The organism is Paracoccus sp. P2, assembly GCF_046335115.1.
Taxonomy (GTDB): Bacteria; Pseudomonadota; Alphaproteobacteria; order Rhodobacterales; family Rhodobacteraceae; genus Paracoccus; species Paracoccus pantotrophus.
On sequence record NZ_JBGOSN010000008.1, the window covers coordinates 50,254 to 75,663 of the forward strand.

Annotated in this window: 25 protein-coding genes; 18 read left to right on the top strand and 7 right to left on the bottom strand. The window is 68.2% G+C overall.

Translation table 11 applies throughout. The features are described from left to right. Window positions 1–44: 44 nt before the first annotated feature. On the bottom strand, window positions 45–1,094 hold the full coding sequence (locus ACDP63_RS07355) for a dipeptidase (protein WP_028709943.1): 1,050 nt from the start codon (window positions 1,092–1,094) through the stop codon (window positions 45–47). 116 nt (window positions 1,095–1,210) lie between these two features. On the opposite strand from ACDP63_RS07355, the gene ACDP63_RS07360 reads away from it, so the two are divergent. From ACDP63_RS07360 to ACDP63_RS07370, 3 genes are all read left to right on the top strand, one after another. Further along, a complete protein-coding gene (locus ACDP63_RS07360; protein ID WP_024844697.1) occupies window positions 1,211–1,534 on the top strand; it encodes an antibiotic biosynthesis monooxygenase family protein in 324 nt (107 codons plus the stop codon). A gap of 102 nt (window positions 1,535–1,636) precedes the next feature. Beyond that, on the top strand, window positions 1,637–2,272 hold the full coding sequence (parA, locus tag ACDP63_RS07365; protein ID WP_024844696.1) for a ParA family partition ATPase: 636 nt from the start codon (window positions 1,637–1,639) through the stop codon (window positions 2,270–2,272). Between the two features lie 99 nt (window positions 2,273–2,371). Then, complete coding sequence (locus ACDP63_RS07370; RefSeq protein ID WP_024844695.1) at window positions 2,372–2,659, top strand: hypothetical protein; 288 nt, start codon at window positions 2,372–2,374, stop codon at window positions 2,657–2,659. Window positions 2,660–2,707: 48 nt separating this feature from the next. Here ACDP63_RS07370 and uvrB read toward each other — a convergent pair whose 3' ends face one another. After that, the gene (uvrB, locus tag ACDP63_RS07375) at window positions 2,708–4,894 is read right to left on the bottom strand and encodes an excinuclease ABC subunit UvrB (protein WP_024844694.1); all 2,187 of its coding nucleotides are present in this window, start codon (window positions 4,892–4,894) and stop codon (window positions 2,708–2,710) included. 187 nt (window positions 4,895–5,081) lie between these two features. Here uvrB and ACDP63_RS07380 point away from each other — a divergent pair, with 187 nt between their 5' ends. Then, window positions 5,082–5,393 (top strand): ETC complex I subunit, encoded by a 312-nt coding sequence (locus tag ACDP63_RS07380; protein WP_024844693.1) that lies wholly within the window; start codon window positions 5,082–5,084, stop codon window positions 5,391–5,393. A 68-nt stretch (window positions 5,394–5,461) separates the two neighbouring features. On the opposite strand, the gene ACDP63_RS07385 is transcribed toward ACDP63_RS07380, so the two are convergent. Beyond that, window positions 5,462–6,625, bottom strand: coding sequence for an NnrS family protein (locus ACDP63_RS07385; RefSeq protein WP_036747648.1), 1,164 nt, complete (start codon window positions 6,623–6,625; stop codon window positions 5,462–5,464). Between the two features lie 201 nt (window positions 6,626–6,826). Beyond that, on the bottom strand, window positions 6,827–7,000 hold the full coding sequence (locus tag ACDP63_RS07390) for a hypothetical protein (protein ID WP_155987178.1): 174 nt from the start codon (window positions 6,998–7,000) through the stop codon (window positions 6,827–6,829). 800 nt (window positions 7,001–7,800) lie between these two features. Here ACDP63_RS07390 and ACDP63_RS07395 point away from each other — a divergent pair. The 6 genes from ACDP63_RS07395 (at window position 7,801) to ACDP63_RS07420 (ending at window position 12,370) form a co-directional block, all read left to right on the top strand. Further along, window positions 7,801–8,352: a thioredoxin family protein gene (locus ACDP63_RS07395; RefSeq protein ID WP_024844748.1), complete on the top strand. Its 552-nt coding sequence runs from the start codon at window positions 7,801–7,803 to the stop codon at window positions 8,350–8,352. After that, complete coding sequence (gene gph / locus ACDP63_RS07400; protein ID WP_024844749.1) at window positions 8,353–9,036, top strand: phosphoglycolate phosphatase; 684 nt, start codon at window positions 8,353–8,355, stop codon at window positions 9,034–9,036. 98 nt (window positions 9,037–9,134) lie between these two features. Next, on the top strand, window positions 9,135–9,563 hold the full coding sequence (locus tag ACDP63_RS07405) for a TIGR01244 family sulfur transferase (RefSeq protein WP_024844750.1): 429 nt from the start codon (window positions 9,135–9,137) through the stop codon (window positions 9,561–9,563). Between the two features lie 42 nt (window positions 9,564–9,605). Beyond that, a complete protein-coding gene (locus ACDP63_RS07410; RefSeq protein WP_257154204.1) occupies window positions 9,606–9,740 on the top strand; it encodes a hypothetical protein in 135 nt (44 codons plus the stop codon). A gap of 77 nt (window positions 9,741–9,817) precedes the next feature. After that, window positions 9,818–11,638 (top strand): translational GTPase TypA, encoded by a 1,821-nt coding sequence (gene typA / locus ACDP63_RS07415; protein WP_024844751.1) that lies wholly within the window; start codon window positions 9,818–9,820, stop codon window positions 11,636–11,638. 84 nt (window positions 11,639–11,722) lie between these two features. Then, window positions 11,723–12,370, top strand: coding sequence for a TetR/AcrR family transcriptional regulator (locus tag ACDP63_RS07420; protein WP_147428882.1), 648 nt, complete (start codon window positions 11,723–11,725; stop codon window positions 12,368–12,370). Window positions 12,371–12,387: 17 nt separating this feature from the next. Here the strand turns inward: ACDP63_RS07420 and ACDP63_RS07425 are convergent, their stop codons facing one another. Both ACDP63_RS07425 and xseA read right to left on the bottom strand, forming a co-directional pair. Continuing rightward, window positions 12,388–12,711, bottom strand: a complete 324-nt coding sequence (locus ACDP63_RS07425) for a 2Fe-2S iron-sulfur cluster-binding protein (protein WP_024844753.1) — start codon at window positions 12,709–12,711, stop codon at window positions 12,388–12,390. Window positions 12,712–12,822: 111 nt separating this feature from the next. After that, window positions 12,823–14,382, bottom strand: a complete 1,560-nt coding sequence (gene xseA / locus ACDP63_RS07430; RefSeq protein WP_409927880.1) for an exodeoxyribonuclease VII large subunit — start codon at window positions 14,380–14,382, stop codon at window positions 12,823–12,825. A gap of 108 nt (window positions 14,383–14,490) precedes the next feature. Between xseA and purD the strand changes: the two genes are divergently transcribed. Both purD and ACDP63_RS07440 read left to right on the top strand, forming a co-directional pair. Then, a complete protein-coding gene (gene purD, locus ACDP63_RS07435) occupies window positions 14,491–15,753 on the top strand; it encodes a phosphoribosylamine--glycine ligase (protein ID WP_024844755.1) in 1,263 nt (420 codons plus the stop codon). Between the two features lie 337 nt (window positions 15,754–16,090). Beyond that, entirely contained in the window at window positions 16,091–17,653 is a 1,563-nt protein-coding gene (locus tag ACDP63_RS07440; RefSeq protein ID WP_024844756.1) for a 2-isopropylmalate synthase, read from the top strand. Window positions 17,654–17,678: 25 nt separating this feature from the next. On the opposite strand, the gene ACDP63_RS07445 is transcribed toward ACDP63_RS07440, so the two are convergent. Beyond that, window positions 17,679–18,503 (bottom strand): putative rhamnosyl transferase, encoded by an 825-nt coding sequence (locus ACDP63_RS07445; protein ID WP_231486794.1) that lies wholly within the window; start codon window positions 18,501–18,503, stop codon window positions 17,679–17,681. Between the two features lie 274 nt (window positions 18,504–18,777). On the opposite strand from ACDP63_RS07445, the gene ACDP63_RS07450 reads away from it, so the two are divergent. From ACDP63_RS07450 to ACDP63_RS07475, 6 genes are read left to right on the top strand one after another with little or no spacing between them, the layout of a single operon-like run. Beyond that, window positions 18,778–19,812 carry a rod shape-determining protein gene (locus tag ACDP63_RS07450; RefSeq protein WP_024844758.1) on the top strand — a complete coding sequence of 345 codons (1,035 nt, stop codon included), beginning with the start codon at window positions 18,778–18,780 and terminating at the stop codon, window positions 19,810–19,812. A gap of 13 nt (window positions 19,813–19,825) precedes the next feature. Further along, entirely contained in the window at window positions 19,826–20,770 is a 945-nt protein-coding gene (mreC, locus tag ACDP63_RS07455; protein ID WP_024844759.1) for a rod shape-determining protein MreC, read from the top strand. After that, entirely contained in the window at window positions 20,763–21,293 is a 531-nt protein-coding gene (locus ACDP63_RS07460; protein ID WP_024844760.1) for a rod shape-determining protein MreD, read from the top strand. The genes mreC and ACDP63_RS07460 overlap by 8 nt, the downstream gene beginning before the upstream one ends. 3 nt (window positions 21,294–21,296) lie before the next feature. Beyond that, window positions 21,297–23,240 (top strand): penicillin-binding protein 2, encoded by a 1,944-nt coding sequence (gene mrdA, locus ACDP63_RS07465; protein ID WP_409927881.1) that lies wholly within the window; start codon window positions 21,297–21,299, stop codon window positions 23,238–23,240. A 3-nt stretch (window positions 23,241–23,243) separates the two neighbouring features. Further along, a complete protein-coding gene (rodA, locus tag ACDP63_RS07470) occupies window positions 23,244–24,386 on the top strand; it encodes a rod shape-determining protein RodA (protein WP_024844762.1) in 1,143 nt (380 codons plus the stop codon). Next, a complete protein-coding gene (locus tag ACDP63_RS07475; RefSeq protein ID WP_231486796.1) occupies window positions 24,364–25,311 on the top strand; it encodes a 2-hydroxyacid dehydrogenase in 948 nt (315 codons plus the stop codon). Before rodA ends, ACDP63_RS07475 begins: the two co-directional genes overlap by 23 nt. Window positions 25,312–25,410 lie beyond the last annotated feature (99 nt).

Consider the following 25,410-nt stretch of genomic DNA (forward strand, 5'->3'; position numbering starts at 1 on the left):
CGCCCCCGCGCCCCGCCGGTGCCCCCCGGCAGTCGGGGGTGCATTCAGCCGCCCCAGCTCCGCTCCAGCAGGTCCAGCCAGTTCCGCCAGGCGATCTTCTCGACCAGGTCGCGGCCATAGCCATGCGCCAGCATCGCCTGCACCAGGTTCGGCAGGGCCGCGGCATCGGCCAGATCCTCGGGCATGTCGGCGCCGTCGAAATCGGAACCCAGCGCCACCCCGTCCTCGCCCAGGAACGCAAGCAGGTGATCCAGGTGGCGCAGCATGACCTCGAACCCGTGCATCGGGTCGCGCCGGCCTTCGGGATGCAGGAAGCCCACGGCGAAGTTCAGCCCGACGAGGCCCCGCGATTCGGCGATGACCCGCAATTGCCGGTCGGTCAGGTTGCGCGAACTGGGCGCGACGGCATGGGCGCAGCTGTGGCTGGCGACCAGCGGCGCATCCGAGAGCCGCGCCACGTCGTCGAAACCCTTTTCGTTCAGATGCGACAGGTCCAGCATGATGCGCAGCCGGTTGCATGCGCGCACCAGATCCTTGCCCGCATCCGTCAGCCCCGGCCCGGTATCGGGCGATGAGGGAAAGGCGAAGGGCACGCCATGGCCGTAGCGCGTCGGCCGCGACCAGACCGGCCCCAGCGAGCGCAGCCCCATCGCATGCCAGACATGCAGCGCATCCAGGTCCGGGATCGGCTCGGCACCCTCGATATGCAGGATGGCGGCGATGCGGCCCCGGGCCATGGCCGCGCGGATCTCGGCCGCGGTCCGGCAGATCGCCAGCGTGCCGGTGCGCTCCATCGCCATCAGCTGCCCGGCCTGGGCCAGCGCATGGGGCAGGGCCTGGGCAGGCAGGACTTCGGGCGGCAGGGGCAGGGCGAAGGGCGGGTTCTTCTTGAGCATCGCCGCCAGCGCATCGTCCGGGCCGGGCGGCGAGGGCGTCCAGATCGCGAAGAAACCGCCGGCAAACCCGCCCGCCTTCATCCGCGGCAGGTCCAGATGGCCGCTGCCGTCGCCCTCCAGCCAGAGCCGGTCGCGGCCCGGTCCCGCAGCCACCATGCGCTGCAAGAAATCGTTGTGACCGTCGAAGACCGGAATCATGCTCATGTCCTTTCGCATTGCGCGCCGCCACCATGGCGCGGACGGAAAACCGCTGCAACCTTGCCCGCTTCGCCGTAAGCTGGGCCCAGAGCCAGCCAAGCAGGGAGCCAAGCACCATGACCCACATCGACAAGGAATTCTCCGGCCAGACCGTGATCTGCACCTTCGAGGTGACGCCCGGCACCGCGCATGACGTGCTGGACGCGCTGAACGACGCCTATGACCAGGTGATCCGGCACCAGCCCGGCTATGTCTCGGGCGCGATCCACCTGAACGATGCCCAGACCCGGATCTGCACCTATTCGCAATGGCGCGACCGGCGCGACTACCAGGCCATGCTGCGCCACCCCGAGATGCGCCAGCGCAACCGCGCCATCCATGGCATGTGCCGCCATTTCGAGCCGGTGATGTACGAGGTGGTCGATACCTGGAAGACCTGATGCGGAAAGCCGATGCTGCGGCTGCGAAAAGCCGTGCATTGCGCAAGCTTAGCCCCTAGTCTGGCAGGAAACAGGCGAGCGATTGCCGGAACGGAGGGGCTCATGGCAGGACGCATCATCACGATTGCCCAGCAGAAGGGCGGCTCGGGCAAGACCACCATCGCGGTCAATCTGGCGGTGGCCCTGCGCGGGCGCGGCCATTCGGTCGCGCTGCTGGACACCGACCCGCAGGGCAGCATGGGGCGCTGGTTCCTGGAACGGCTGGAGCGGCGGGGCGAGGACGAGGCGCTGGAATTCACCACCTCCTCGGCCTGGGGCGCCAGCTACGAATCCGACAAGCTGAAGAAACGCTTCGATTTCGTCATCATCGACACGCCGCCCAAGATCGACAGCGACCTGCGCCCGGCGTTGCGGGTGGCCGACCTGGTGCTGGTCCCGGTGGCGACCAGCCATGTCGACCTCTGGGCGACCGAGGGCGTGCTGGACCTGGCCCGGCGCGAGAAATGCGACACGCTGATCGTGCTGAACCGCACCCGCTCACATGCGCGCCTGACCGGAGAGGTGGCCGAGGGCGCCGCCGCGCTGGGGGCCGAGGTGGCGGCGGCGCAGCTTGCCAACCGCGTCGCCTATGCCGAGGCGTTGGGGCAGGGGCTGGGCGCGGGCGAGACCGCGCGCCACGCCACCGCCCGCGCCGAGGTCGATGCCCTGGCCGAGGAGGTGCTGGCCACCCTGCGCTGAACCGCGATTCGCGGAAATCCGCCGATCCGCCGGGGTCGGGGAAACCAACCGCCATTCCAGGGGTTAGGTCGGCAGCAAGTCCAGACTCATGAGGTCAAGATGAAACTCCCGCTTTCCCTTGCCGTTCTGGCAACTCCCCTTGCGCTGGCCGCCTGCACGCCCGAGGCGCCGCCGCCCCCGGAACCCGAAACCGTCTCGGTCGATCCCTGCGGAGCGGCGCGTTACAGCCACCTGATCGGCCAGACCTCGCCCACCATCTCGGTGCCCGAAGGGCAGATGTATCGCATTGCCCGCGAAGACCGGCCGATGACCATGGAGATGATCCAGGACCGGCTGACCTTCATCGTGGACAGCCGGGGCAAGCTGCTTTCGGTCAGTTGCAGCTGATCCGGACGCCGGGGGCGGGGCACCCCTGCCAAGCCCCGTTGCCGCGCGTCAGCTGCGCCGCCGCGACCGCTTGTTGCCGCCGCGCTGCCCGGCCCGCCCGGCGGTCGAGCGTCCCGAGGACTTGACCGCCGCCTCGGCCGCCTCCTCGATGGCGGATTGCCGGGCCAGCGGGTCGTCGGCCACGGCCAGTTCCACCGCCTCCAGCCGCTTGACCTCGTCGCGCAGCCGCGCGGCTTCCTCGAATTCCAGGTTCTCGGCCGCCTTGCGCATCTGCGCCCGCAGCGCGTCCAGATGCGCCGCCAGATTGGCGCCGACCAGCGGCTTCTCGATCCGCGTCGTGATGCGCGCCTGATCGGTATCGCCCTGCCACAGCCCGGCCAGCACGTCCTCGACATTCTTGCGCACGGTCTGCGGCGTGATGCCGTGTGCCTCGTTATAGGCGATCTGCTTCTGGCGCCGGCGCTCGGTCTCGGCCATGGCGCGCTCCATGCTGCCGGTGATGCGGTCGGCATACATGATGACCCGGCCGTCGGCATTGCGCGCCGCCCGGCCGATGGTCTGGATCAGCGAGGTTTCCGAGCGCAGGAAGCCCTCCTTGTCGGCATCCAGGATCGCCACCAGCCCGCATTCCGGGATGTCCAGCCCCTCGCGCAAGAGGTTGATGCCGACCAGCACGTCAAAGGCCCCCAGCCGCAGGTCGCGCAGGATCTCGATGCGCTCGATGGTGTCGATATCGCTGTGCATGTAGCGCACGCGGATGCCCTGTTCGTGCAGATATTCGGTCAGATCCTCGGCCATGCGCTTGGTCAGGGTCGTGACCAGGGTGCGATAGCCCTGCGCCGCGACCTTGCGCACCTCGTCCAGAAGGTCGTCCACCTGCATCTCGACCGGGCGGATCTCGACCTGCGGGTCCAGCAGGCCGGTGGGGCGGATCACCTGCTCGGTAAAGACGCCGCCGGTCTGGTCCAGTTCCCATTGCGCGGGGGTGGCGCTGACAAAGACCGATTGCGGGCGCATGGCGTCCCATTCCTCGAATTTCAGCGGCCGGTTGTCCATGCAGCTGGGCAGGCGGAAGCCATGCTCAGCCAGGGTGAACTTGCGCCGGAAGTCGCCACGATACATGCCGCCGATCTGCGGCACCGAGACATGGGATTCGTCGGCAAAGACGATGGCATTATCCGGGATGAACTCGAACAGCGTCGGCGGCGGCTCGCCCGGCGCGCGGCCGGTCAGATAGCGGGAATAGTTCTCGATCCCGTTGCAAACACCAGTCGCTTCAAGCATTTCCAGGTCGAAGTTCGTGCGTTGCTCAAGCCGCTGCGCCTCCAGCAGCTTGCCCTCATCGGTCAATTGCTTCAACCGCACCTGAAGTTCGGCGCGTATCCCTTTGATGGCCTGTTGCAAGGTCGGGCGAGGGGTGACGTAATGGCTGTTGGCATAGATGCGGATCTGCTTGAAACTGTCGGTCCTGGCGCCGGTCAGCGGATCGAATTCGGTAATCGATTCAAGCTCGTTGCCGAAGAAGTCGAAGCGCCAGGCCCGGTCTTCCAGGTGCGCCGGCCAGACCTCGATCACGTCGCCGCGCACCCGGAAGCCGCCGCGCTGGAAGGCAGCGTCGAGCCGGCGATACTGCTGCGCCACCAGCTCGGCTAGGAACGCGCGCTGGTCGTAGCTTTCGCCGACCACCATGTCCTGGGTCATCGCCGAATAGGTCTCGACCGAGCCGATGCCGTAGATGCAGCTGACCGAGGCGACGATGATGACGTCGTCGCGCTCCAGCAGGGCGCGGGTGGCCGAATGGCGCATCCGGTCGATGGCCTCGTTGATCTGCGATTCCTTCTCGATATAGGTATCGCTGCGCGGGACATAGGCTTCGGGCTGGTAGTAGTCGTAATAGCTGACGAAATATTCCACGGCGTTTTCGGGGAAGAAGCCCTTGAACTCGCCGTATAATTGCGCAGCCAGCGTCTTGTTCGGGGCCAGGATGATGGCGGGTCGCTGGGTCGCCTCGATCACCTTGGCCATGGTGAAGGTCTTGCCGGTGCCGGTGGCGCCCAGCAGCACCTGGTCGCGCTCGCCCTCCTGGATGCCTTTTGCCAGTTCGGCGATGGCGGTGGGCTGGTCGCCGGCGGGCTGGAACTCGGAATGCATGACGAAGCGCCGGCCGCCTTCCAGCTTGGGCCGGCTCACCTCGGGAAAGCGCGCGACGGGGGCGTTGGTGTTGTTGTGGCCCATGGTTTCACCTTTGTTCCTGCCTGGGTCAATCTGGCGCATTCGCGCCCCAATGCAAGCCCGGCCGGGGAATATGCGCCATGCGGGGGCGGCAATCCGGCCGCGATGGCAGGAAATCGCGCCAGGGGCATCTTGATCGCCCGGCCGGCTTCGGGGATAAGGCGGGAAGCAAGAACAGAGGGTTCCCGCCATGCGCGTCCGCATCTACAAGCCCGCCCGCAACGCCATGCAATCCGGCACCGCCCGCACCAAGAACTGGGTGCTGGACTTTCCGCCCGCCGATCCGCGCGAGATCGACCCGCTGATGGGCTGGACCAGCAGCGACGACACCCAGAGCCAGGTCCGCCTGCGCTTCGAGACCCGCAAGCAGGCCGAGGATTACGCGCGCGAACATGGGCTGGATTACGAGGTGATCGAGCCCCATACCCGCGCCCCGAACATCCGCCCCCGCGGCTATGGCGAGAATTTCGCCCCCGACCGCCGCGCGCCCTGGACGCATTGAGCCAGGGCGGATCGGCGAGCCAGGGCGGATCGGCCGCCGCGGCTGCCGGACGGTCAGGAGCCGGGCGGTCAGGAGCGGCGGGACGCACTCAGCACCGGCCTGGGCACCGGTCCCAGCAGCGCGCGCCGGAAGTCCCACAGGAAAAGCGTCCATCCCGCCATCCAGCCCGCCGCTGAAAGATGCAGCAGCATCGCCCATGCGTCCGCACCGGCACAGCACATCAGCAGGCGCATCAGCACGGCCAGATTGACAAGGCCGAAGGCAAGGGCCAGCGGGCGCGATACCGCAAGCCGGCCTGCTTTGCGCGCCATGGCCGCCCGTCCCATGATCGCAAGCATCATCGTGCCCATGGCGCCCATGGTGATGGCGTGAAGCGCCGTGGTCATGTCGAGCCCGGCCGAGGGTCGCTGCGACAGGCCCGCCAGGACCAGGCCCAGCGGCAGCCATAGCCAGGCCAGATGCAAAAGCAGCAGCGCCGGGTAGCGGCCGGCACGCCAGCTGCGCCACAGGACCATGCGGGCCAGTTGCAGGATGCCAGAACCGATCAGGAGCGGCCCGGCAAGCCCCGGGCGATCCAGCAGCAGCGCCGCCATGGCCAGAAGCAACCCCAGCAAGCCGGCGCCGGCAAGCCAGCGCGGCTCGGTCGGGGGCGGCCGGCCGGAGGACGCGGCCCAGTGCCGGGTGAATGCCGCAAGGGCGCGGCCGCCCACCAGGCAGAGGAGCAGCGCGAACAACAGGGGCGCCATGTCCTGCGCAAGGCCTGCGGCAACGGGCCCCGGCCCGGCGATGGCCAGCGCCTCGACGCCGCCGAGGACCAGGGGCGCCAGCGCGAGCGGCAGCTTCCGCCAGACCCCGGCCCTTGCGGCCCGCCATGACAGCAGGCTGCCCAGAACGAGGAAATAGGCCGTCGCCGTCACAAGGCCGAAGGGTCCAGGCGGGCCAAGGGCGAAGGCCAGCCGCCCGGCAAGCCACAGCGCCACCATGACCGCGGTCGTGGCCGGCGCGACCCTGGGGCGGCCGGTCCATGCGGGCAATGCGGTCAGCAGATAGCCCCCGACGGCCGCACCGCCCATGCCGAACAGCAGTTCATGGCGATGCCAGGAGGGTGCATCGACGCCGATCCCGGGCGGAATCAGCCAGACCGATGGCACGAGAGCCGCCCAAAGGCCGGCCAGAAGAAACAGCGGGCGATGCGGCGCCAGCCACAGCCCATGGGTCAGAGAGCGAAGCATCGGTTTCCGGCAGTTGCCGCGAATGCCGCATAGCGCAGAAGAGCGCGGAGGTTGTCAACAGGCCGGCAGGGCGGCTTCCGCCCGCCAGCGGTCCCAGGCGCGCGCGATCCTTGGGTTTCAGCCGATCGAGGCCGCTGGCCGCCCGCCTGGCGTCGGGGATGCGCCTGGCACGCCGGCAGAGCTTGCGTCGCTTCGCCTCGGCTATTCTGGGCATGGCATCTGCATCCGGCTCGGGGCAATCCGCAGCGGTTCGTCACCCAGCCGCGGCTCCAGGCCGCGCAGCTTGCGCAGATGCAGCAGGAACCGGTCTTGGAAAAACGCGGCGATCTCGTCGGGATCGAAGCCGCAGGTAAGCAGGAACGGGACGCGGGACATGCGGGGTTTCGGCCTGGCAAAGCCCGGCCGTGGATGGAGGTTCGATCCGGATCGGCTTGGGGCAGGGGGCTGGCCTGCCTGGCTGGAACAGTGCCGCGGTTGTTAGCGGGACGGGGTCCGATGCACACCATTGCGCGCTGTGCGATGCACAGGTCCAGGAGATGACGTGATCTTTCGCCTGATACCGGGCAGCGCCATGCCTAGGATGAAAAGCTGTGCTTGCAGGGTGATTATGACGGGCATGGATGGCATTCCTCGCAGCATGATGGGACCGGGCAGGAAAGCTGGCGCTTCCCGGGGGCATGGGATGGAAATTTCGGCTGACCTGTCTCCCGGCGAGATGCTCAGGTCGCCATGGTCGGGCTGGACCTGCGGACGAAGCAGCGTTGCCTGGGCTGCGTCAACAGGGAGAATCCGCCCGCGGCTGCCCAGAGGCCGCGCATCCGCGCGCTGATCGCCGGCACCGCAGCCCCTAGGGCAACACACTGTATTCTAAATAAATCTCCCTGGAGACAGCCCGCGAATAGCCATCGTTTGGCCGAAAATAGCCGCCGAAATGGCTCTCATCCGACCAATGTTCCGGTGATCGCGACTGGAAGCCGCCCGCGTTGGGTCGTTTAAATCGATAATCCGAATTATGTAAACAAAATTCCGCCTGAAGCAGGCGCGCCGGGCTGCGACTTATTAGCCATGGCGGGTGCAGGCACTTTCTTTCCATCTTGCCGCATCATAGTCTGCTGGGTGAACCCCGCAATTTCGGCCGCCGCGAGTCAGGCGGCCTCGACCAGCAAGGAGAGCCCATGGCCGTTCGTCCTCCGGTTTGCGATTTCGGTGCCAAGGCGCCGGACTTCACGCTGCCTGATCCCGATGGCCGCATGGTCTCGTTTCGCGACATCGCCGGGACGCGCGGCACGCTGGTCATGTTCATCTGCAACCATTGCCCCTATGTGCAGGCCGTCATCGACCGCGTTCGGCGCGACGCCGCCGAATTGCAGCAACTGGGCATCGGCGTCGTGGCGATCTCGGCCAACGACGTCGGCGAATATCCGCAGGATGGCCCCGAGCAGATGAAGATCGAGGCCGAGAAGCACGGCTTCACCTTTCCTTATCTCTATGACGAAAGCCAGGACGTCGCGCGCGCCTATGGCGCCGAATGCACGCCGGATTTCTTCGGCTACAATGCCGCGGGCGAGTTGCAGTATCGTGGCCGACTGGACGCCTCGGGCCGCAATCCCGCCCCGCCGGATGCCCGGCGCGAGCTGTACGAGGCCATGGTGCAGATCGCCGAAACCGGGCAGGGCCCGCGCGACCAGGTGGCCTCGATGGGTTGCTCGATCAAATGGAAGGCGTGAATGAACATCTGCTTTGCCCCCTGCCCCGTGGTTTTCGATCTTGACGGCACATTGATCGACAGCGTGCCCGACATCCATGCCTGCGTGAACGCGGTATTGCGCCTGCATGGCGTGGCGCCCCTGACGCTGGATCAGGTTCGCGGCTTCGTCGGCGGCGGCGTCGACCTGCTGTGGCGGCGCGTCATCGGCACCACCGCGCTGCCGGTCGAGGCGCATCGCGACCTGGTTGCCTCGTTCATGACCCGCTATCACGACGCCACCGGCCTGACCCGGCTTTATCCCAATGTCGCCGAGGCGCTGGGGATCCTGGCCGATCGCGGCTATCCGCTGGGGCTTTGCACCAACAAGCCCCTGGGCCCGACGCGGGCGATCCTCGACCATTTCGGCATCGCGCAACTGTTCGGGGCCGTGGTGGGCGGCGATTCCCTGCCCCAGCGCAAGCCCGATCCGGCCCCCCTGCGCGCGGCTTTCGCCGGCCTGGGCGCCGATCCCCTGAATCCGCGCGGGGTCTATGTCGGCGACAGCGAATTCGACGAGGAATGCGCCAGCAACACCGGCGTCCCCTTCCTGCTGTTCACCCGCGGCTATCGCAAGACTCCGGTCGAGCAGATGACGCATCGCGGCACGTTCGACGATTTCGCTCGCCTGCCGCTGCTGGTCGAGGAAACCTCGGCGGTCGGCTAGGTTCATCCGGCATCGCGGCGCTTGACAGGACGGCAAAACGGAAGGAACCGTCGCCGCATGCCGCCATTCCGGCCCGACCGAAGCCCAAGGAGCTCCGCATGGACCTGCGACAACTGACCCCCGACCTTGCCGTGGCCGCCCAGATCCGCCCCGAGGATCTGCCAGCCTTGGCCGAGGCCGGCTTTCGCGTGCTGATCAACAACCGCCCCGACGAGGAGGTCGGCCCGGACGAGGGTGACGAGGCGATGCGCGCGGCGGCCGAGGCGGCGGGGATGGCATATCACTTCAACCCCTTCACCCCCGGCCAGATCACGCCGCAGATGATCTCGGCCCAGGCCGAGGCGCTGGCCGCGCCCGGACCCAAGCTGGCCTATTGCCGGTCCGGCAACCGCTCGACCGTGCTCTGGGCGCTGGCCCGCGCCGGACAGGAACCGGTAGCGGATCTGCTTCAGACCGCGGCACGGGCGGGCTACGATCTTTCGGGTGTCCGACCGCTGATCGAATCACTGGCCCGACAGGATGTCTGATCGCCGTCGGCCGGGAACCTTGGCCGACGCGGCGGGTTTCCCATGCGACAGCCAGCGATCGGGCGGATCCCTTGCCCGGCCGGCCCAAGGGAGGAATCCGTCATGAACTCGATCATCTATCTTGTCGGCCTTGTCGTCGTAGTGCTGTTCATCCTGGGGCTTCTGGGCCTGCGCTGACATCCTGCCTGCGATTGGCGCTGGCCTTTCGCGCCCCTCTGCGTTACCGGGGGCGCAAATTCTGAAAAAGGCCCCCTATGGACATCCGCAATATCGCGATCATCGCCCATGTCGACCATGGCAAGACGACCCTGGTCGATCAGCTCTTGAAGCAATCGGGCAGTTTCCGCGAAAATCAGGCCGTGGCCGAGCGCGTGATGGACAGCAACGACATCGAGCGCGAGCGCGGCATCACCATCCTGGCCAAGGCGACCTCGGTCGAGTGGAAGGGAACCCGCATCAATATCGTCGACACCCCCGGCCACGCCGATTTCGGCGGCGAGGTGGAGCGCATCCTGTCGATGGTGGACGGCGTCTGCCTGCTGGTCGATGCCGCCGAAGGTCCGATGCCGCAGACCAAGTTCGTGACCTCCAAGGCGCTGGCCCTGGGGCTGCGGCCCATCGTGGTGCTGAACAAGGTGGATAAGCCCGCCGCCGATCCCGACAAGGCGCTGGATGAGGTGTTCGACCTGTTCGCCAACCTGGGCGCCAGCGACGAACAGCTTGATTTCCCGCATCTTTATGCCTCCGGCATCGGCGGCTGGGCCGACGAGACCCTGGAAGGGCCCAGGAAGGACATGACGGCGCTGTTCGACCTGGTGCTGCGCCATGTCGAGGCGCCGAAACAGATCGCGCGCCAGGACGAGCCCTTCCAGATGTTGGCGACCACGCTGGGCGCCGACCCGTTCATCGGCCGCATCCTGACCGGCCGGGTCGAGGCGGGCCGCGCCAAGGCCGGCGACACCATCAAGGCGCTGTCGCGCGACGGCGAGCGCATCGAGCAGTTCCGTGTCTCCAAGGTGCTGGCCTTCCGCGGCCTGAACCAGCAGCCGATCGACGAGGCGGTGGCGGGCGACATCGTCACCCTGGCCGGCATGTCCAAGGCTACCGTGGCCGATACGCTCTGCGCGCTCGAGGTGGACACGCCCCTGCCCGCCCAGCCCATCGATCCGCCGACGATCAGCGTCACCTTCGGCATCAACGACAGCCCGCTGGCGGGCCGCGACGGCAACAAGGTGCAGTCGCGGGTGATTCGCGAGCGGCTGATGAAAGAGGCCGAGACCAATGTCGCCATCAAGGTCGAGGACACGCCGGGCGGCGACGCCTTCATCGTCTCGGGCCGCGGCGAACTGCAGATGGGCGTGCTGATCGAGAACATGCGCCGCGAGGGATTCGAGCTGTCGATCTCGCGCCCGCGCGTCATCTTCCGCGAAGAGGACGGCCAGCGCCTCGAACCGATCGAGGAGGTCATCATCGACGTCGATGACGACTATACCGGCGTGGTGATCGAAAAGCTGACCGGCGACCGCAAGGGCGAGATGGTGGACATGCGCCCCGCCGGGACCGGCAAGACCCGCATCGTCGCCCATGTGCCCTCGCGCGGGCTGATCGGCTATCACGGCGAGTTCATGACCGACACCCGCGGCAACGGCGTGCTGAACCGCATCTTCCACGGCTGGGCGCCCTACAAGGGCGCGATCCAAGGCCGCCGCCAGGGCGTGCTGATTTCCATGGAGGACGGGGTTTCGGTGGCCTATGCGCTGTGGAACCTGGAAGAGCGCGGCAAGATGTTCATCGGCGCACAAGAGCAGGTCTATCAGGGCATGATCATCGGCGAGCATTCGCGCGACAACGACCTGGAAGTGAACCCGCTGAAGGGCAAGAAGCTGACCAACGTGCGTGCCTCGGGCACGGATGAGGCGGTGCGGCTGACCCCGCCGGTGCGCATGTCGCTGGAAGAGGCCATCGCCTATATCGACAATGACGAGCTGGTCGAGGTCACGCCCAAGAACATCCGCCTGCGCAAGCGTTACCTGGACCCGCACGAGCGCAAGCGCCAGTCCCGCGCCGAGGGTTGAGCTTCTTTCCGCCGCTTGGGATTACAGGCTTTCGCGGCGGAGAAACTCTGTTAGATTTGAAGCCAGTTGTCTCAGGAGCGGCTGATGGAAGGCCGGGGGAATATCTATCAAAGCTTGATCTTCGCCGCCCAGGAGCATCTGGAGGAAAGCGGCCGGCTGCCCTCCGACCTCGCCGAACTTGCCCCGCGCACCGCGGCGAGCGAGGAAGAGATCCGCAGCATGTTCAGTTCGATCGAGGAACTGCACGAGGGGCTGATCTATCACGCCGTCACCCTGCTCAACGATGCGCTGCGCGAGGGGGTGATCCAGGCCAATACCGCCGACCCGATCGAACAGATGCATTCGATCGCCCACAGCTATCTGGCTTGGGCCGAGGCGAATCCGACGCTGTTTCGGCTGCTGGTCGATAGGCTTTGCGGCCCGATCAAGCCCGGCAGCGCCTTGCATCGCTATACCAGCTCGATGCGCGACCTCTATCACCGCAAGCTGTCCGAGGCGCAGCGGCTCGGCATCCTGTCCCCGGACACCGACATCGACATCTCGACCATGATGCTGCATTGCCTGGTCAAGGGCGGCAACATGATGTTCCTGACGCGCAGCACCGATCCCTGGTTCGACGGCGATTCCCGCTCGACCCGCGAACTCGCCGAACGGATATTCGCCGAGTTCATGGGCAACCTGATCCGGGCCAATGCGCCCGCATCCGCGCCCGCCACCAGCGAAAAGGCCTGAGCGGGACGCGGCTGCGCTCAGATCTGGCGTTCGGGCAGGTTCACCACCAGCCCGTCGAGTTCCGGCGTCACCTTGATCTGGCAGGTCAGGCGCGAGCGCACCGGATCGGGCTGCCAGGCGAAGTCCAGCATGTCCTCTTCCATCGGATCCCTGGGCGGCAGCCGGTCCACCCATTCCGGCGCCACATAGACATGGCAGGTCGAACAGGCGCAGGCGCCGCCGCAATCCGCATCGATGCCGGGTACGCCGTTGTCGCGCGCGCCCTCCATCACGGTCATGCCGGGTTTGACGTCGATTTCGTGGACGGTGCCGTTGTGCTCGATGTAAGTGATCTTGGCCATGGGTGCCTTCCTTGCGCTTCATGCCGCAGATAGGTCATCGCGCCGCAAGAGAAAAGCCCCGCCCGCGCGGCGGTTTTCCGCATCCTGCTGCGCGGCCCTGGGCCTGGCGCGCTAGAAAAGCGATTTCTGGCCCCGGGGCTCGCGCGGCTTGCGGGCGGGTTTTGCCGGGGGCGCGTCGGGGCGCGCCGTCAGTCGGCCGTCCAGGAACTCGATCTCGAAACGCGGGGCCTGCGCCGCCTCGGCCGCCTCGGTCAGCAGGCCCGCAGGACCATGCACGACGGCGAATCCGCGGCGCAGGGTCTCGCGATAGCCCAGCGTCTGGCGCAAGCGGTCCAGCCGCTCCAGCGCCTCGCGGCGGGGCGGCAGCATGCGCGCGGCGGCGGCGGCAAGCCTTGCAGCCATGCGCTCCAGCATGTCGCGGTCGCGGGCAGTCTGGCGCGCGGCATCGGCCAGCATCCGCGCGCGAGCCCGCTCCAATCGGCTGCCGAGCTCGGCCAGGCGCTCGGTCCGGCGCCGGCCCAGCCGCTCAAGGCAAAGCGGCAGCCGCTGCCCCTGCCCTTGCAACGCATCGCGCCGGCTGCGCAGCATGGTGCGCAGGGCCGACAGCGACAGCGGCAGCGCGTTCAGCCGGTCGCGGCGGGCGCGCACGAAACCGCGCAGCGCCGGCTCCAGCCGCTCGGCGAACAGGTCGAAACGTTGCCGGGCCGGGTCGGTCAGCGCCTGCGGCCGGCCAAGCGCGCGGCCCAGGTCGGCCAGCCGCTGGCGCCGGCGCTGGTTGCCCCCCTGGGCGGCGCGCATCATCCGGGCCCGGATCTCGGCCAGCCGGGCGGCCAGTTCGGCGCGCACCGGCACCGCCATCTCGGCCGCGGCGGTGGGCGTCGGCGCCCGGCGGTCCGCGGCGAAATCGATCAGCGTGGTATCGGTCTCGTGCCCCACGGCCGAGATCAGCGGAATCGCGCTGGCGGCGGCGGCACGGACCACGGCTTCCTCGTTGAAGCCCCAGAGATCCTCGAGGCTGCCGCCGCCGCGGGCGACGATGATCAGCTCGGGGCGCGGGATCGCCCCGCCCTGGGGCAGCGCGTTGAAGCCCTGGATCGCCGCGGCGACCTGCGGCGCGCAGCCCTCGCCCTGCACCGCCACCGGCCAGATCAGCACCCGCGTCGGAAAGCGGTCGCGCAGCCGGTGCAGGATGTCGCGGATCACCGCGCCCGAGGGCGAGGTCACGACGCCGATCACCCGCGGCAGATAGGGCAGCGGGCGCTTGCGCGATTCGTCGAACAGCCCTTCGGCCGCCAGCGCCTTGCGGCGCTTCTCCAGCATCATCATCAGCGCGCCGGCGCCGGCGGGTTCGAGTTCCTCGACGATCAGCTGGTATTTCGACTGGCCGGGAAAGGTGGTCAGCCGGCCGGTGGCGATGACCTCGATCCCCTCCTCGGGGCGGGTCGAGAGGCGCGCGGCCTGCCCCTTCCAGGTCACGGCGGCGATCACAGCGCGGTCGTCCTTGAGGTCGAAGTAAAGGTGCCCGGACGAGGGGCGCGAGACGCGGCCGATCTCGCCGCGCACGCGGACGCGGCCGAATTCGCCCTCGAGCACGCGCTTCACCGCGCCCGAGATCTCGGAGACGGTGAATTCATGGGCGTTGCTGGCGGGCGTCTCTTCGAAAAGCTCCATGGCCCGGTTGTGGCGCGGGGCGCGGGCGGGATCAAGGGGTTTGGGGGATTGATCCGGCGCGGGGCAGTTCCTAGAAGTCGCCAGACATTCGCAAGGGGGCCTTTTCGCATGAACATCCTGATCCTCGGCAGCGGCGGGCGCGAACATGCGCTGGCCTGGGCGATCCGGCAGAATCCGAAATGCGACCGGCTGTTCGTCGCGCCGGGCAATGCCGGGATGGAGCCGCTGGCCCGGCTGGCGGAACTGGACATCCTGTCCGGCCCCGCCGTGATCGGCTTTTGCGAGGAGAACGCCATCGACCTGGTGGTGATCGGCCCCGAGGCGCCGCTGGCGGCCGGCGTCGCCGACGAATTGCGGGCGGCGGGGATCCTGGTCTTCGGCCCGTCCAGGGCGGCGGCGATGCTGGAGGCCTCGAAAAGCTTCACCAAGGCGGTCTGCGACGCCTGCGGCGCGCCGACCGCCGCCTGGGCGCGCTTCGACGCCGCCGAGCCGGCGCGGGCCTATATCCGCGCGCAGGGCGCGCCCATCGTCGTGAAGGCCGACGGGCTGGCCGCCGGCAAGGGCGTGACCGTCGCGATGACCGAGGCCGAGGCCGTCGCCGCCGTAGACGACGCCTTCGGCGGCGCCTTCGGCACGGCCGGGGCCGAGGTGGTGATCGAGGAGTTCATGGAGGGCGAGGAGGCGAGCTTCTTCGTCCTGTGCGACGGGACGGATTGTCTGCCGATCGGCACCGCCCAGGACCACAAGCGCGTGGGCGACGGCGATACCGGGCCGAATACCGGCGGCATGGGCGCCTATTCCCCGGCCCCGGTGCTGACCGAAGCCATCCAGGACCAGGTGATGGCCGAGATCGTGCGCCCCACCGTGGCCGAGATGGCGCGGCGCGGTACGCCGTTCCAGGGCGTGCTCTATGCCGGGCTGATGATCGAGGGCGGCCGGGCGCGGCTGGTGGAATACAATGTCCGCTTCGGCGACCCGGAATGCCAGGTGCTGATGATGCGGCTGGGCGCGCAGGCGCTGGACCTGATCCTGGCCTGCGCCGAGGGCCGGCTGGGCGAGATGGCGGTGAGCTGGGCCGACGACCACGCGCTCACCGTGGTGCTGGCCGCGAAGGGCTATCCCGGCGCCTATGAGAAGGGCAGCATGATCGGCGGGCTCGATGCGCTGCCCGAGGACAGTTTCCGCATGGTGTTTCACGCCGGAACCGCGCGGCGCGACGGGCAGATCGTCGCCACCGGCGGGCGCGTCCTGGCCGCGACCGGGCGCGGGGCGACGCTGGCCGAGGCGCATGCCCGCGCCTATGCGCTGGTCGACGGCATCGACTGGCCCGAGGGATTCTGCCGCCGCGACATCGGCTGGCGCGCGCTTTGAGACGCCGCGCCTGCGGCACGGGCGGATGGGTATTTGAAGAACGAAGAAGTCCCCGGGGCGGTGCGAGATGGCATCGCCCCGGCCGGTTCCAGGGCCGGGAAAAGTCCGGCGGGCGTATTTTTTGCCTTTTCAAGCCGGTGGCGCGGGTCTTATAGTCCGCGCCATGACTCGGATGCAGCAGATCATTGCCACGGCCCCGCACGCGCATGACGGCGCGCGCATTGCCGTGAACCACCGCGGTCTCCTTCTTCTTACGCTGCGCTGAGCGGGTCTCCGGGCCGCCGCTCAGTCAGGTTCGTGCCCGGACCCTATGCGAGCATGAAGAAGGATTCCCGAAATGACCGATCCGAACCGCGTCCTGATCTTTGACACCACCCTGCGCGACGGCGAGCAATCGCCCGGCGCCACCATGACCCATAGCGAGAAGCTGGAAATCGCCCAGATGCTGGACGAGATGGGCGTGGACATCATCGAGGCGGGCTTTCCCATCGCCTCGGAGGGCGATTTCGCCGCCGTGAGCGAGATCGCGAAACAGGCGCAGAACGCCGTGATCTGCGGCCTGGCCCGCGCCCAGTTCCCCGATATCGACCGGTGCTGGGAGGCGGTGAAGCATGCGAAGCGCCCGCGCATCCATACCTTCATCGGCACCTCGCCGCTGCACCGGGCCATCCCGAACCTGGACATGGACCAGATGGCCGAGCGGATCGAGCAGACCGTGAGCCATGCCCGCAACCTGTGCGACGACGTGCAATGGTCGCCGATGGACGCCACCCGGACCGAGCACGACTATCTGTGCCGGGTGGTCGAGATCGCCATCCGCTGCGGCGCCACCACCATCAACATCCCCGACACCGTGGGCTATACCGCGCCGCGCGAATCGGCCGCGCTGATCCGCATGCTGCTGGAGCGGGTGCCGGGTGCCGACGGGGTGGTCTTCGCCACGCATTGCCACAACGACCTGGGCATGGCGACCGCCAATGCCCTGGCCGCCGTCGAGGCCGGCGCGCGCCAGGTCGAATGCACCATCAACGGGCTGGGCGAGCGGGCCGGCAACACCGCGCTGGAAGAGGTGGTGATGGCGCTGAAGGTGCGCCACGACATCATGCCCTATACGACCGGCATCGACACGACGAAGATCATGGGCATCTCGCGCCGGGTCAGCCAGGTCTCGGGCTTTCCGGTGCAGTTCAACAAGGCCATCGTCGGCAAGAACGCCTTCCTGCACGAATCCGGCATCCACCAGGACGGCGTGCTGAAGAATGTCGAGACCTTCGAGATCATGCGCCCCGCCGATATCGGCCTGAACGAGGCCAATATCGCCATGGGCAAGCATTCGGGCCGCGCCGCGCTGCGCTCGAAGCTGCGCGACCTGGGCTACGAGCTGGGCGACAACCAGCTGAAGGACATCTTCGTGCGCTTCAAGGCCCTGGCCGACCGCAAGAAGGAGATCTACGACGACGACCTGGTGGCGCTGATGCAGGACAGCGCCGCCAATACCGAGCACGATTACCTGCAGGTGAAGCACCTGCGCGTGGTCTGCGGCACGGACGGGCAGTCGGCCGACCTGACCATGACGGTCGGCGGCGAGGAAAAGACCGTCCATGCCACCGGCGACGGCCCGGTCGATGCCTGTTTCAACGCCGTCAAGGCGATCTGGCCGCATAAGGCGCGGCTGCAGCTCTACCAGGTCCATGCCGTGACCGAGGGCACCGATGCCCAGGCCACCGTCAGCGTGCGCATGGAGGAGGAAGGCCGCATCGCCACCGGCCAGGCCTCGGATACCGACACCATCCTGGCCAGCGTCAAGGCCTATGTGGGGGCGCTGAACCGGTTGAAGGTGCGCCGCGACATGGTCGGCGAAGGCGCCGATGCCAAGCAGGTCAGCATGTATTCGCACTGACCGCCGCGGGAAGTGACGGGGGCGGTCAGGCCGCCCCCTTGCGTTCCACGAAGCCCAGGTCGACGCCTTGCAGAAAGGGAAAGTCCTCGGCCAGTTCGCGCTGGAACTCGGCCGGGTCGAGTTGCTGGAACCATTTCGGGAACCTGGCAACGATGGTGGCGACGGAATCGCCTTCGTCCCAGCGGGTCTGCACATAGCCCAGGCCGTCCACGTCGGTGAAGGCCGGGAAATACCTGGGCAGCTGGAAGTGGTTATAGGCATAGATGCAGCGCCCCGGCCCGCGCATGCGCACCGCCGCCCCCGCGCCCAGGAAGGGCTGGTGCGCGCGCCAGTAGCTGATCGGCTCGCCCTCGTAGCTGCCCATGACCAGACCCTGCGGGTAGCTGATGGCAAAGGCCGGCAGGTCGGCGAAGCGCCGGGCATGGCGGCGGATGCGGGCGACGTGATGGCGGCTGAAGGCGTCGTCGTCATCGACCCGGAACTGGATCACCGGCCGGCCCGCCGCCTCGGCCGCCTCGCGCAGGGGCTCGCGCAACGCGTTCACCGTCTCGCGCCTGTCCGAGACGATCAGCCGGATCTGCGGCACGCCGGCGCACAGATCGCGCAGCCGGTCCAGCCAGGGACGCGGCATCTCGGGCGAGGTCAGCAGCCAGAAGCGGAAATCCGCGTCGGTCTGGGCCTTGATCGAGGGCAGGCACAGCGCCTGGAAGGCGGCAAAGCGGCGCTCCAGCCGCTCGGGCGCGTAAAGCATGGCGCCGCGCTGCGCCAGAAGCTCGGGCGCACCGGCCCCCTGCCCCGCGGTCCCGGCCCAGTCGCAGCGGCCCAGGAAGGAAAAACGGCAGATCCCCACGATAACATCCTGCAAACCCTGCCCTTTCCTCGTCACCAAAACCGGCGGCAGCCTAGCAGCCCGTGCCGGCCGGTCAAGCGCGCGCGCCGCGCCTTGCGCGAAACAGGGGCGCGGCCCGGCGGGGCATCATTTTCCGGTTTCCCCGCGCCAAGGCTCGGCCTATATGTCCAGCACCTTCGACGAGGCGACTCGTCGGGGCAATCGGGCAATGGCCGCGCGCAAAAAGGGCGGCAGGAATGCCGTCTTGGCAGGGACGGCGGAAGGGGTAGTTCACATGGCCTTTGGCGGGTTGTTTTCCACCGATATCGCGATCGACCTGGGGACCGCGAACACGCTGATCTACGTCAAGGGCAAGGGCGTCATCCTGAACGAGCCCTCGGTCGTCGCCTATCACGTCAAGGACGGCAAGAAACAGGTGCTGGCGGTGGGCGAGGACGCCAAGCTGATGCTGGGCCGCACGCCGGGCAGCATCGAGGCGATCCGGCCGATGCGCGAGGGGGTCATCGCCGATTTCGACAGCGCCGAGGAAATGATCAAGCATTTCATCAAGAAGGTGTTCAAGCGCACCACCTTCTCGAAGCCCAAGGTCATCATCTGCGTGCCCCATGGCGCCACCCCGGTCGAGAAGCGCGCCATCCGCCAGTCGGTGCTTTCGGCCGGCGCGCGCCGCGCCGGGCTGATCGCCGAGCCGATCGCGGCCGCCATCGGCGCCGGCATGCCCATCACCGAGCCGACCGGCAGCATGGTCGTCGACATCGGCGGCGGCACCACCGAGGTTGCGGTGCTGTCGCTGGGCGACGTGGTCTATGCCCGCTCGGTCCGCATCGGCGGCGACCGGATGGATGACGCGCTGATCAACTACCTGCGCCGCAGCCACAACCTGCTGATCGGCGAATCGACGGCCGAGCGCATCAAGACCCAGATCGGCACCGCCCGCATGCCCGACGACGGGCGCGGCGCCGCGATCATGGTGCGCGGCCGCGACCTCTTGAACGGCATCCCGAAAGAGATGGAGATCACCCAGGCCATGGTCGCCGAGGCCCTGGCCGAGCCGGTGCAGCAGATCTGCGAATCGGTGATGGTGGCGCTGGAGGCGACGCCGCCCGACCTCGCCGCCGACATCGTGGACCGCGGCGTCATGCTGACCGGCGGCGGCGCCATGCTGGGCGAGCTGGACCTGGCGCTGCGCGAGCAGACCGGGCTGATGATCAGCCTGGCCGACCAGCCGATGAGCTGCGTGGCCCTGGGCACCGGCAAGGCCCTTGAATTCGAAAAGCAACTGCGCCACGTGATCGATTACGACAGCTGAGCGGGTTTGGCCCATGGCGCGCAAGGGCCCTGATTACGCGGCTCCGGTCCGCCGCATCCTGGTTTCACTGCTGGTGCTGGTGCTGCTGGCGGTGTTCCTGTTCTGGCAGATCGACAGCCCGCGCGCCGAGCGCATGCGCGCCGCCTTCATCGACCGTTTCGTGCCCAGTTTCGACTGGGTGATGGCGCCGGTGACGAAGCTGTCGCGCATGGTCTCGGGTTTCCAGTCCTATGCCCGGCTCTACGAGCAGAACCAGGAATTGCGGCGCGAGCTGCAGAAGATGGCGGCCTGGAAAGAGGCGGCCGTGCAGCTGGAACAGGAAAACGCCAAGCTTCTGGCGCAGAACAATGTCAGGATCGACCCCGCGCTGACCTCGGTCTCGGGCGTGGTGCTGACCGACAGCGGCACGGCCTTTCGCCAGTCGGTGCTGCTGAACGTGGGCGCGCGCGACGGCATCCTGGACGGCTGGGCGACGATGGACGGGCTGGGGCTCGTGGGGCGCATCTCGGGCGTGGGGCAGACCACCAGCCGGGTCATGCTGCTGACCGATCCCTCCAGCCGCATCCCGGTGACGATCCTGCCCTCGGGCCAGCATGCGCTGCTGACCGGGGACAACACCGCCCTGCCGGCGCTGGACTTCATCGAAAGCCCGGAAAACCTGCGCCCCGGCGACCGGGTGATCAGCTCGGGCGACGGGGGGGTGTTCCCGCCGGGCCTGCCGGTCGGCCAGGTGGCGTTGGCCAGCGACGGCCGGCTGCGGGTGCGGTTGGCCGCCGATTATGGCCGGCTGGAATTCCTGCGCGTGCTGCGCAGCCACCCGGCCGAGCAGCTTTCCGATACCGGGCTGCTGATCCCACCGCCGCCGGCGGATTTCATCGGCCCGCCCCTGCCGCCCTTGGCCGACATGCAGGCGGCCGGCGAGAATTCCGAGGCCGCAGCCGGGGCCGGGGATGATTGATCCCGCCCGCCGCCGCCGGTTCCTGGGGCAGGCGCTGTTCGTGGCGCTGTTCCTGGCGATCCTGTTCTGGCGGCTTCTGCCGCTGGCGCCGGGCCGCATCGGTTGGCCGGGGCCGGACCTGGCGCTGTGCCTGGTGCTGGTCTGGGTGCTGCGCCGTCCCGAACAGGTGCCGGTCGCGACCATCGCCGCGCTGTTCCTGATCGAGGACATCCTGCTGATGCGCCCCATCGGCCTGGGCGCCGCCCTGGCCGTCATCGTCACCGAGGCCGCAAGAAAGCGCGAGCCGCATTGGCGCGAACTGCCTTTCATGGTTGAATGGCTGCGGGTGGCGACGCTCCTGGCGCTGATGATGGTGGCAAACCGCGTATTGCTGGCGGTATTTTTCCTGCCCCTTCCCCCGTTCGGGCAGGTGATCTTGCAATTCATCGCCACGATCGCCGCCTATCCGCTAGTCGCGGGCCTTGCCGGCTGGGCGCTTGGCCTGCCGCGCGGCCGCGCCGAACGAGACACGAGGCATCGCTGAGCCATGCGCAAATCGGAACGCGAAATCGCCGAAAGCAGCCGGCTCATCACCCGCCGGGTGCTGATGCTGGGGACGATCCAGGCGGCGGTGGTGTCGGTCCTGGGGCTGAAGCTGCGCTCGATGCAGGTGGAACATGCCGACGAATACCGGATGCTGTCGGACGGCAACTCGATCAAGATCCGGCTGCTGCCGCCGGCGCGCGGGCTGATCCTGGACCGCAACGGCACCATCATCGCCGGCAACGAACAGAACTATCGCGTCACCCTGACCCGCGAGGAGGCGGGCGATGTCTCGGCCGTGATCGCCCGGCTGCGCCACATTATCCCGATGAGCGACCGCCAGGCCGCCGAGATCCTGGCCGAGATCCACAGGCGCAGCGCCGTGACCCCGGTGCTGGTGGCCGACCGCCTGACCTGGGACGAGTTTTCCTCGATCGCGCTCAATGCCCCGGCCCTGCCCGGCGTGACGCCCGAGGCGGGGCTGTCGCGCAGCTATCCGCGCGCCGGCGATTTCGCGCATGTGCTGGGCTATGTCGGCCCGGTCTCGGATTACGACCTCTCGAAGATCGAGGATCCCGACCCGGTGCTGCGCCTGCCCGAGTTCCAGCTGGGCAAGGTCGGCATGGAGGCCAAGCTGGAAGAGGCGCTGCGCGGCAAGGCCGGCTCGCGCCGGGTCGAGGTGAACAGCGCCGGGCGCGAGATGCGCGAGCTGTCGCGGCAAGAGGGGCAGCAGGGCGCCACGGTGCAGACCACGCTGGACGCGGGCTTGCAGAATTTCGCCACCCAGCGGCTGGGCAGCGAAAGCGCCGCGGCGGTGGTGATCGACGTGACCAACGGCGACATCCTGGCGATTTCCTCCTCGCCGGTCTTCGATCCGAACAAGTTCGTGCGCGGCATCTCGGGCCCGGACTATCGCGCGCTGATGGAACATGACCACCGCCCGCTGGCCGACAAGACGGTGCAGGGTGTCTATCCGCCCGGCTCGACCTTCAAGATGGTGACGCTGCTCGCAGGGCTCGAGGCCGGGGTCATCAACGCCGGTTCGCGCTTCTATTGCCCCGGCTATACCCAGGTCGCCGGGCGGCGCTTCCACTGCTGGAGCCGGGGCGGGCACGGCATGGTCGATGCGCTGCGAAGCCTCCAGCATTCCTGCGACGTCTATTACTACGAACTGGCGCAGCGCGTCGGCATCGACCGCATCGCCGCCATGGCGCGCAAGCTGGGGATCGGCGTGCGCCACGACCTGCCCATGTCCGCCATTGCCGAGGGCATCGCGCCCGACCGGGCCTGGAAGAAGGCGCGCTACGACCAGGAATGGCAGGTGGGCGATTCGCTCAACGCCTCGATCGGCCAGGGCTATGTGCTGGCCTCGCCGTTGCAGCTGGCGGTGATGACGGCGCGGGTGGCAACGGGGCGCGCGGTGGCGCCGCGGCTGGTGCGCGCCATCGACGGCGTGGCCGAGCCGGTGCCGGAATGGCCGGAACTGGACATCAACCCACTGAACCTGCGCACGGCGCGGGCGGGCATGGACGCGGTGATGAACGCGCCCCGCGGCACCGCCCGCCGCTCGCGCATCCTGGCGCCGGAATGGCAGATGGCCGGCAAGACCGGCACCAGCCAGGTGCGCAACATCACCGCCGCCGAACGCGCCCGCGGCGTGATCTCGAACGACCAGCTGCCCTGGAACCGGCGCGACCATGCGCTGTTCGTCTGCTTCGCGCCCTACGAGATGCCGCGCTATGCGGTCTCGGTCGTGGTCGAGCATGGCGGCGGCGGCGGTGCGGTGGCGGCCCCCATCGCCCGCGACATCCTGCTTTATGCGCTGGCGGACGGCCTGCCGCCGCTGACCGCTTATCCCGAATCCGAGCGCGCCAAGGTGCAGGAAATGTGGTCGCGCATGAACCTGACCCCCTCGGCCCGCAAGGGCGAGGGACGCGCAAGGGCCTGAGCCATGAGCTATCTGGACTATCACGTCGCGCAGGTGCCGACCGGCTGGCGCAAGATCCTGTATCTGAACTGGCCCCTGGTCTTCCTGGTCACCGCGGTCAGCTGCATCGGCTTCCTGATGCTCTATTCCGTCTCGGGCGGCGACATCGACCGATGGGCCGGCCCGCAGATGGAACGCTTCGCCGTCGGCATGGTGCTGATGTTCGCGCTGGCCTTCGTGCCGATCTGGTTCTGGCGCTCGATCTCGGTGGCCTCCTACGTGATCTGCGTCGGCCTGCTGGTGCTGGTCGAGGTGATGGGCCATGTCGGCATGGGCGCGCAGCGCTGGCTGGTGCTGGGGCCGATCCGCATCCAGCCCTCGGAACTGACCAAGGTCGCCTTCGTGCTGACGCTGGCGGCCTATTACGACTGGCTGCCGGTGGAAAAGGTCTCGCGCCCGTTCTGGGTGCTGGTGCCGGTGGTGCTGATCCTGCTGCCGACGGGGCTGGTGCTGATGCAGCCCGACCTGGGCACCTCGATCATGCTGATCGCAGGCGGCGGCATCGTCATGTTCGCAGCCGGCGTCAGCCTGTGGTATTTCGCCGGCGTCATCGCCATCGTCGTGGCCGGTATCACCGCGGTGATGGAAAGCCGCGGCACCGACTGGCAATTGCTGCACGACTACCAGTTCCGTCGCATCGACACCTTCCTCGACCCCGGATCGGACCCCTTGGGCGCGGGCTATAACATCGCCCAGGCGCAGATCGCGCTGGGATCTGGCGGCTGGTCGGGGCGCGGCTTCATGCAGGGCACGCAGTCGCGGCTGAACTTCCTGCCCGAGAAGCACACCGATTTCATCTTCACCTCGCTGGCCGAGGAATTCGGCTTTGTCGGCGCGGGATCGCTGCTGATGCTTTACGTGCTGATCCTGGGCTTCTGCCTGTATTCGGCGCTGACCAACCGCGACCGCTTCGCCAGCCTCATGACCATCGGCATCGCCGGGACGTTCTTCCTTTACTTTTCCATCAACATGGCGACGGTGATGGGCATGTTGCCGGCCAAGGGCTCGCCCCTGCCGCTGGTCAGTTACGGAGGAACCTCGCTGATGATCCTGCTGATGGCTTTCGGCATCGTGCAATCGGCCCATGTCCACCGGCCGCGGGGCTGAGGGGATGCGGGTGCTGTTCGCCGCCCCCGCACATCTGTGGGATGCCTGGTCCCCCGCCCTGCGCGCGGCCTGCCCCGAGATGGAGCTGTGCCGCGACGGCGATCCGGCGGGCTTCGACGCGCTGATCTATGCGCCCGGCTATCCCGAGAACGGGCAGGCGCTGGACTTCACCCCCTTCACCCGCGCCCGCGTGATCCAAAGCCTCTGGGCCGGGGTCGAACGCATCGTGACCAATCCCACGCTGACCCAGCCGCTCTGCCGCATGGTCGATCCGGGGCTGGCGCAGGGCATGGTGGAATATTGCACCGGCTGGGCGCTGCGGACGCATCTGGGCATGGACCGCTTTGCCCAGGACGGCGCCTGGCGCAACCGGCTGACCCCGCCCCTGGCGCAGGGGCGCGGCGTGACGGTGCTGGGCATGGGCGAGCTGGGCCGGGCGGTGGCCTTGGCGCTGGCGGGGCTGGGCTTCCGCGTCGCCGGCTGGTCGCAATCGGGCCGCCCGGTGCCGGGGATCGAGGTGCTGGCGGGCGACGCCCTGCCCCAGGCCCTGGGCAGGGCCGAGATCCTGATCTGCCTGCTGCCCGACACGGCCGGGACGCGCAACCTGCTGGATGCCGAGCGGCTGGCCCTGCTGCCGCCGGGCGCGACGGTCATCAATGCCGGGCGCGGCACGCTAATCGACGAGGCGGCCCTGCTGGCGGCACTGGACCGCGGCCGGCCGGGCCATGCGGTTCTGGACGTATTCCGGCAGGAGCCGCTGCCGCCCGACCATCCGTTCTGGCGCCATCCCGGCGTCACCGTCACCCCCCATGTCGCGGCTGAGACACGGCCCGCCAGCGCCGCCCCGGTGGTGGCCGAGAACCTGCGCCGTGCCATGCAGGGCGCGCCGCTTCTGCACCTGGTGGACCGGGTGCGCGGCTATTGAGCGGCCGTTTCGGGCAGCAGGCCGGCAATCCTGCCGTTTTGCGCAACTTGCACGCGAAAGGAACCCGGCGGATAAGGGGGCCGAAGGTAACGGCCCAAG